The following is an 8168-nucleotide window of genomic DNA, read 5'->3' as shown; positions in this document are numbered from 1 at the left end:
TAGATTTTGGCTTGGTGTTTTAAATGAACTTAAAAATAGAGGAGTAGAAGATGTATTGATATTTTCAGTGGATGGTTTAGCTGGTATTAAAGAAGCTATTCAAGCAGCTTTCCCAAATTCAGAAATTCAAAGATGTGTTATTCATCAATTAAGAAACTGTTTTAAATATGTTTCGTATAAACATTTAAAGGAATTTAGTAAGGATTTTAAAGCTGTATATCAAGCACCTAATGAAGAAATAGCAAGAGAAGAATTTGAAAAATTAAAAAGCAAATGGCAAGGTCAATATCCCTATGCTATTAAAAGCTGGGAAAATAATTGGGATGTATTGAGTCCATTTTATAAATTTCCTAATGAAATCAGAAAAATTATGTATACAACTAATATTATTGAAGGCTTTCATAGGCAATTGAGAAAAGTTACAAAATCAAAAACTATATTCCCTTCAGATGAATCACTAGAAAAAATGCTTTACCTTGTTAGTATGAATGTGGTAAAGAAATGGACTCAAAGATATAAAAATTGGGATATGGTATTAAACCAATTATTAATAATTTACCCAGGTAGAATAGAAAAATACATATAATATACACAAAAAGCAAAAAATTTTCTGGAGACCTTTTCAGACCAAGGTTTTCAAAGGTCTCCACAAAAACTCTATACTACCCCTTAATTAATTATTTTACCCAATTTTATTCGAATTAATGCATAAATTTTTAAAAAATTGGATATACTCTCAAATGAAATTACTAATTCGAACCCTATATTCTTACCTTGAAAAGAGGTATAATTACTAAAAATACACAAATTATTTTACACTACCTAAATAGGAGGGTTTAATACTTAAATATTTAATAAAGATTTAAGTTCGATATTTAGAATCAATATAACTTGTAATTGCTTACTGAATTAAAGTTAATAAATTTTTATTTTAAAAATCCAATACTTTTATTAACTTCATTTCTTTTACTTAATAGTTTTTCGTTATTTAGAAGAGCTTTTGTAGCTAATTCTATTTCTGAGATATTTATAGTATTAAAATCTAATGGGTTATTAATAGACTTATATTCAATTGCGGTTTTAAACAGTTTTCTCATAAGTCTACCATTTCCTAAGTTTGTAGATTGAAGTTTATTAATTTCATTTAAAAAGTTATAAATTATATTTTTTGTTCTTTCATAATCATCTAAATGATAATTTTCTTGCTTTAACATATAATTAAATATGTCAAACATTTCTTGATTACTATAATCTTTAAATTCAATAATTGCAGTGATTCTTGATCTTAAGCCTGTATTTGCCCTTTCAATAAAATCTATCATTTCCTTTGTATATCCTGCAAAAATTACAAGTGTATCTGGATTATTCTCCATTTGTTGTATGATTTCTGACAATGCTTCAGATGAAAAGCTTGCTGAACCATTTTCGTCCAACAAAGAATAGGCTTCATCTATAAATAAAGTTCCACCTTTTGCCTTTTCAAATACATCTGCAACAATATTTGATGTCCAACCTACATACTTGCCAATTAGGTCTTTTCTACTAACTTCTACAAATATGTTATTCTCTAATATACCTTCAGCACATAGTATTTGTCCTAACAATCTTGCCACTGTAGTTTTAGCGGTTCCTGGATTGCCCATAAAAACGAGTGCTTTATGAGTTAAAGAAGTAGTAAGATTGTTTTTTCTTCTCTCTGATTCATACTTAAATTGACAAACAAGTCTTTTGATTTGTTCTTTAACATCTTTTAGTCCTATCATATTATTTAGAACTTTAAAAGGGTCATTTGTATTTTCTTTGTTTAATGAATTAGAATTATTAACTATATTAAAATCTCTGCTTGTTAAAAGTAATGAATTTTTTCCCTTCTTTTTTGTTATTTTTGATACTAATGTATTTATATCTTCTAGCCCTAAAAATAAGTTTTTCCTAAAACTCATCAAATTAGATATTATATCAGTTGTATTAATGTTTTTATCAAGTTTATATCCGTTTTCCCCTATAAGTTGTAATAGGAATGATTCATAATAGCTAATATCTGGCTCATTTATTTCTATATATTCAAAGTTTGTTTCAAACAGCAAATTATTGATAAATTCATTAATATCAGTATTAGAAAAAGGTGAATTTGATAGATTTTCTTCTATTATGTAGATAATAAATCTTTTTTCCTCATTTAATTGATTTATGTGGCTAATATAAGGTTGAGTTGTTTGGTGTATAATTATTGGGAATTCATAGTCTTTGTATGAACCAAAATGAGTATTATGGCTAATATTAAAATCATCATCATCTATTAATTTAGGTATTGGTGAAAACTCGTAAGATGTAAAGCTATATGGGCTATCAAAATGATTTTTTGCTTCAACTATAGGTAATTTAGTTTGTCTTGAGTTTTTATATATTTCAACTTCACAATCATTTAATTCACAAAAATCATAGATTGTTTTATTATCCTGTTCATATTTTCTTATTATATACTGTGATGCAATTAGGGCAGTATGGAATTTGGATGTTTTTAGTATTATTCCATTAACTCCTGTAAAATCTATTGTATCTATTTCTTTTAGATGTTTAGCTATTTTAAAATCTTCTTTTAAAACATTGTAGTCAAATAAAGGAATGTTGATATAATTAATTTGAGTGCCTTTAATTTTTTTATCATTGTAGATTTTTGAAGATGTAATTTTTAGGGGCATATGGATTCCTCCCTTATTAAAAATTGAAATATGTATTGTTTGTTTTATAATATCAAGAGAATAAATGTGTTACAACAAATTACCACACAATGCTTAAATAAAAATATGTGATAAAAGGGAGGAAATATTTAAATATTATTTGCAAAAAAATGTACTTTAAAATTAACCAATGTTTTAAAGTGCTATTAAATAATAAAGGGCAGGTATTTTAGTTTAAATACTGCCCCAACTGTTGATAAATATTTTTATATTATAGAATGGTTATTGTATAAATAATAAATTGCAAATAAAAATTGATTGCTTATGATTTTTTAAGTCTTTAGTGTATAGAGGAAAGATTTATACTTTATTCTTAATTATATGGAAGATTGCAATACTCTAATTCTACAATAAAAACTTAAAAAGGAAAATCTACACTTGTTCCTAATGAAATATTAATACACTCAGAACTACTACTTCCATCAGGATATAAACAAACTTGATATATTTTTTTATCGTCAATACTATTAAGAAAATAATACAATATATTAAATTCTGAATTTTCTACTTTATTTTCAATTTTTAATAGTTCATCATACTCAACAGGTATAAAAAACCATACTTCTTCATTTTCTTCTTGATTAATCATAGTCGCTATAAAATATACTCCTTTTTCATTTTCACAACTAAAAGTTATTGGTTCTTCATACATTACAGAATCTAAAACTTTTCTCATTTTTACTTCCCCTATTTTATCAATATAATTATTTTTGAAATCCATTTTAAATACCTCCCATTCATAATTTTGAATAAGTAAAATTTTCGAAAAATGTATGTTTATAGTTTATCTAATGCTTGTTTGGATTTCAATATTAAAATACAGTATTTATTTTTAATAAAGTTATTTTTTCGAAAAACATAATGCCTGTGATTTTGTATAACTTATTAAATATATACAATCCAATAAGGATATGTTTAAATAATAATTTTATTTGCGTCAAGTTTTTGGTAGTGACGGATTACTAAAGATATAGTTATTATAGTTATATAAATTCTCATTTAATTGAAGTCTGTTTGAATTTTTAATGCCAAAAGAGTATATGTGTAGTGAAAAAATTATCACACAATAATATTTAAAAAATATGTATTAAAATGGAGGTTTATTATGTTAAATGAGGGGATATTACAATTCTATCTAAATCTATTATTTAAAAAAGATGAATTTTTGGAAAAGATTTATGATTTAGTAATTGACAGCATAAAAAGTACATTAGATGAAAGTGAAAGAGAAATTCATTTTCATACTTATATTGAACTTTTGAAGGAGGAATGTGATATCAATTGTAGTATTAAATTGATTGAATGTGATATAGAAGAAGAACCTGTAGTTCCAATAATGATAAAGGATATTAAAGAATATGTAGTAGAGGTGTTTTCTAATCAATATAAATCTTTATATATATCTTTAATTGAATGTAATGGGAAAATATATATTGTGAGGATTTTAAATAACTATGATAAAAGACCAGAAATAAGGTTAATTAAGATTGACAAAGATATAACAGATACTTGGGATGATGAATGGTGGGGTAAATATATTTTTCAAAGTATGATATTAGGTGATGTACTTTGGGATATCATTGAAGTTGAAGATGGAGGATATATTAAATATAAAAATGAAGAGTCCCAAGAACAATATAATAGAATACAAAAACTAATTAGTTTAGTAAAAAATATTATTTTAGATTATATGTTTGAAATGAAAAAGAATAACAAAGATAAATTAATTGAGAAAGAAGTATTAAAAAAATTTATAATAAATAAAAATGGTGAATATATAAAGGAAGTTTTAGATGAAAGAGCAAACATATTTAGCATAATAACAAATACAGAAGAGAAAATCACTTTTTCATATCACGAAATCAGTGCAAAATATAAAGATGCCCATAAAAAATATGTTGCAAAATATGCAGTAACTATTAAAGACGACATTGATGCATTAATTATAAAAGTGTCAATTGATGAGGAAAATTATGATTATTTTGTTGTATATGGATTCAAGAATAAAAAGTTTAATTTAAATAGAAAAGGTAGTAGATATACAGGATATATATATTTTGAAGATAAAAGTTTAGAAAAAATTTATAATACGAAAAATGAAGAAAATGGACTTAAAATAGTAAATATTAGTGAATATAACATAAATTTGTTGAAAAATTAAGAATAATGATATAAAATTAGTATATGTATTTAAGGAGGTGGAAGAATAATGGAAAAATTATATACATTAAAACAAATAGGAGAATTAAAAGATGATGAAGAAGTAAAAAAAGTATGGGAAAATGCAGAGAATAAGGGATGTAAAGAATTATTAGAAAGTATGGTAAATGGTTTAGGTGAAGAAATAAAATGTTCATATGGTGAAAATTTACATTTGTATAAAAAAGATTCAAAAGACAATTCCCAACAAGAGTATAGAATATGTTACGTTAGATTTATAAAAGAAAGTAAAATTGAGATTGGTAAGCAACTTGTTAGGGGTAATTATTTAATTTATGGTGAAGGTAAAGATAATGATGGTAAAGAAATTCAAGATATATTATTAAAAAAATTATTAAGTGTTTTAAAAGAAAAAAAAGGAATTAAAAATTTAAATATTGACTCTGAAATAATGGAAAGAAAGAAATTAGAGTATGGAATAAACCAATTTGATAAAGAAAATATATGGGATTTGATTAATGCTCTTAGAGAATTAGTAGGTAAAGAACCAATTGAAAAAGATAAAGGGGGAAAAAATATGATAGATATAAACAAGGGAATAAATGAAATAAAAGAAGAAATAAAATCAATTTTAAAACATAATCCTCAAATAGTTCTTACAGGAGCACCAGGAACAGGTAAAACATATATGGCAAAGGAAATATGTGAAGAATTGTTAAAAAAGCAGTTGAATAAAGAAAATCTAACTGATGAAGAAAAGAAAAAATATATATATTTTGTCCAATTCCATCCATCATACGATTATACAGACTTTGTAGAAGGATTAAGACCTGTTAAAAAAGGAAATGAAATTGGATTTGAGAGAAGAGATGGAATATTTATGGAATTATGCAGACAAGCAAAGGAAAATCCTAATAAAAATTACTATTTAATTATAGATGAAATAAATAGAGCAGATCTATCAAAGGTGTTTGGAGAATTAATGTATTGTTTAGAGTATAGAGGAGAAGAAGGAAGATTAAAAACACAATATAACAATTTAATGGAAGAAGATCATCCATTTAAAAAAGGTTTTTATGTACCAGAGAATGTATATATAATTGCAACAATGAATGATATAGATAGAAGTGTAGAAGCCTTTGATTTTGCATTGAGAAGAAGATTTTTCTGGTATGAAATAAAATCAAATGATGTAATGGGAGATGTTATGAAAAGTATGTTAGGTGAAAAATTAGAAGAAGAATTAGTTAATAAACTAATTGAAAGTACTAAAGAATTAAATAAAGCCATTTCAGATAAAGGTAAAGATTATGGACTAAATGAACATTACCATTTAGGCCCAGCATATTTTGGTAAGGTTAATGGCTTGTTGGAAGAAGAGGACAAAACAAAAAGTATAGATGAAAAGATAAAGATTATCAAGGATAAAATATGGAAATACAGAGTTGAACCAATATTGAGAGAATATGTAAGGGGATATGATAATGTAGATAAGTTTATAAAAGATTTAAAGGATGTTTTTGAAAAAGCTAATTCAGGTAATAGTGATAATTCAGGTAATAATAGCTCAAGTGATACTAATAGAAATGATAATAGTTCAAATACTGAAGGTTCAAATGATAAAGGTGAATAATTATGCAAAAAGTAATATTTAGATTTTCAGATTACAGTGGATCTAAAAATGAAGAAAATGGAAAAATCATAAAAAATGAACAATGTGTTGAAATAAAAGAAAAATATAAATTTAACAAAGAAGACAAAGAAGAAGACAAATATTTTAAGCTATTATGTAAATTTGCAGAGAATGTTGAATCAAAAAATAATGATAAGCAAAATGAAGAAGATGAATATGATATATACATAAGTTATGGTAAAAAGATTTCTTTAAATATAATGGATATAAATTTAGATACAGGAGAATTAAGAACAAAAGGTTATATTGGTGTTTTGAGGAAAATTGTAAAATTAGAAGAAGATTATGATGTTACAGTTGAAATAGGCTCAAGATTTGATAAGTGTGATAAACAGTTTTTTTTAAGGTACATACTTTCAAGTATTTCTAATTATAATAAAAATTATAATAAAAAATATGAAAATTTTAATCCTAAGTCAGACGAAAATGACTCAATTTGGGATTGGCTTTTGATATTTGCCTTTACATATCAATTGGAAAAGGCATATACAAGTGGACTGTTTAATAAATATAAAAGATTTGAATATAATGATTCTAAAGTCAAGGGTGTTGTTGATATTAATAGACACATTAAATACAACATACCATTCAATGGTAAAATTGCATATAACAAAAGAGAACTTACACATGATAATGAAATAATGCACTTAATTTTACATGCCTATGATATTTTAAATAAAAGATATCCAAATGAAATATTTGCATTTAAAGATAAAAATTCTAAAGCCTATGAAGCAATTTGTGCAATTAAAGAAGTAGCACCAAATTATAAAAGTGAAAATGTACAAGCATTGATTCACAAATGTTCAAGAAAGATAACTCATCCATATTACCACAGTTATGAACATTTAAGAAGGATTTGTTTATTGATAATTAAGAATAAAGGTATATCCTTCTTTGATGGAAATTCATCAGATATTATTGGGGTTATGGTAAACATTAGTAAGTTGTGGGAAGAGTTTTTGAAAAACATTGTTTTAAGTAAAATTAAAAACGAAAATACAAATGTAGAATATCAATATGAAATTAAATTAGAATTAAAAGGGAAACCAGAACAATTTATTTTAAAACCAGATTATGTAATACAAAAAGAAGATAAAAAATATGTGTTAGATGCAAAATATAAAATAGGTTGGGAAAAGTTTATTTCGGAGTTAAATATGGAATATATAATTGATGATTACAGGCAAATAACAAATTATGTATATTTACTAGATGCACAATGGGGAGGAGTAATTTTCCCTTATAAAGATAATAGCGATTTTAATGGATATTATTTTAATTATAATGGTGGTAAGCATTTTTACATATTTCCTTTAAAAGTTCCTAAATACGATGATGGAACTAATCCTGACGATTGGAAGAAAGAATTTGAAAATAATATAAGAGAAGTTATAGAAAGAATACAAAACAAAATGGAAATTAAAAAAGAAGATAAAAATCAATAATATACTTACATTTAATATGTTGGGGTATTCCCCCAACATTTATTTATGTTTTTATATTGCTTTTTTAAAAATATAGAAATAAAATATAATTAACTTGAAAAATTACCAAATTATTGGGGTGATATC

Annotated in this window: 6 protein-coding genes; 4 read left to right on the top strand and 2 right to left on the bottom strand. The window is 24.5% G+C overall.

Annotation, left to right across the window (positions count from 1 at the left end; genetic code table 11):
• On the top strand, positions 1–586 hold a 586-nt coding region (locus BUB63_RS01590; RefSeq protein WP_143290225.1), incomplete at its 5' end, for an IS256 family transposase.
• 340 nt (positions 587–926) lie between these two features.
• Here the strand turns inward: BUB63_RS01590 and BUB63_RS01585 are convergent.
• Both BUB63_RS01585 and BUB63_RS01580 read right to left on the bottom strand, forming a co-directional pair.
• The gene (locus BUB63_RS01585) at positions 927–2702 is read right to left on the bottom strand and encodes an ATP-binding protein (RefSeq protein WP_073247724.1); all 1776 of its coding nucleotides are present in this window, start codon (positions 2700–2702) and stop codon (positions 927–929) included.
• A 397-nt stretch (positions 2703–3099) separates the two neighbouring features.
• Positions 3100–3462, bottom strand: a complete 363-nt coding sequence (locus tag BUB63_RS01580; protein WP_073247723.1) for a DUF6575 domain-containing protein — start codon at positions 3460–3462, stop codon at positions 3100–3102.
• Positions 3463–3846: 384 nt separating this feature from the next.
• Here BUB63_RS01580 and BUB63_RS01575 point away from each other — a divergent pair, with 384 nt between their 5' ends.
• The 3 genes from BUB63_RS01575 to BUB63_RS01565 are packed head-to-tail and all read left to right on the top strand — an operon-like array spanning position 3847 to position 8042.
• Positions 3847–4902: a hypothetical protein gene (locus BUB63_RS01575; protein ID WP_073247722.1), complete on the top strand. Its 1056-nt coding sequence runs from the start codon at positions 3847–3849 to the stop codon at positions 4900–4902.
• 48 nt (positions 4903–4950) lie between these two features.
• Positions 4951–6534 carry an McrB family protein gene (locus BUB63_RS01570; RefSeq protein WP_073247721.1) on the top strand — a complete coding sequence of 528 codons (1584 nt, stop codon included), beginning with the start codon at positions 4951–4953 and terminating at the stop codon, positions 6532–6534.
• A 2-nt stretch (positions 6535–6536) separates the two neighbouring features.
• A complete protein-coding gene (locus BUB63_RS01565; protein WP_073247720.1) occupies positions 6537–8042 on the top strand; it encodes a 5-methylcytosine restriction system specificity protein McrC in 1506 nt (501 codons plus the stop codon).
• The last annotated feature ends 126 nt before the right edge of the window (positions 8043–8168 follow it).

It is taken from the genome of Caloramator proteoclasticus DSM 10124 (assembly GCF_900129265.1).
GTDB classification, from domain to species: domain Bacteria; phylum Bacillota; class Clostridia; order Clostridiales; family Caloramatoraceae; genus Thermobrachium; species Thermobrachium proteoclasticum.
The sequence above is the reverse complement of the archived record's forward strand: the minus strand, read 5'-3'. Positions and strand labels throughout refer to the sequence as shown.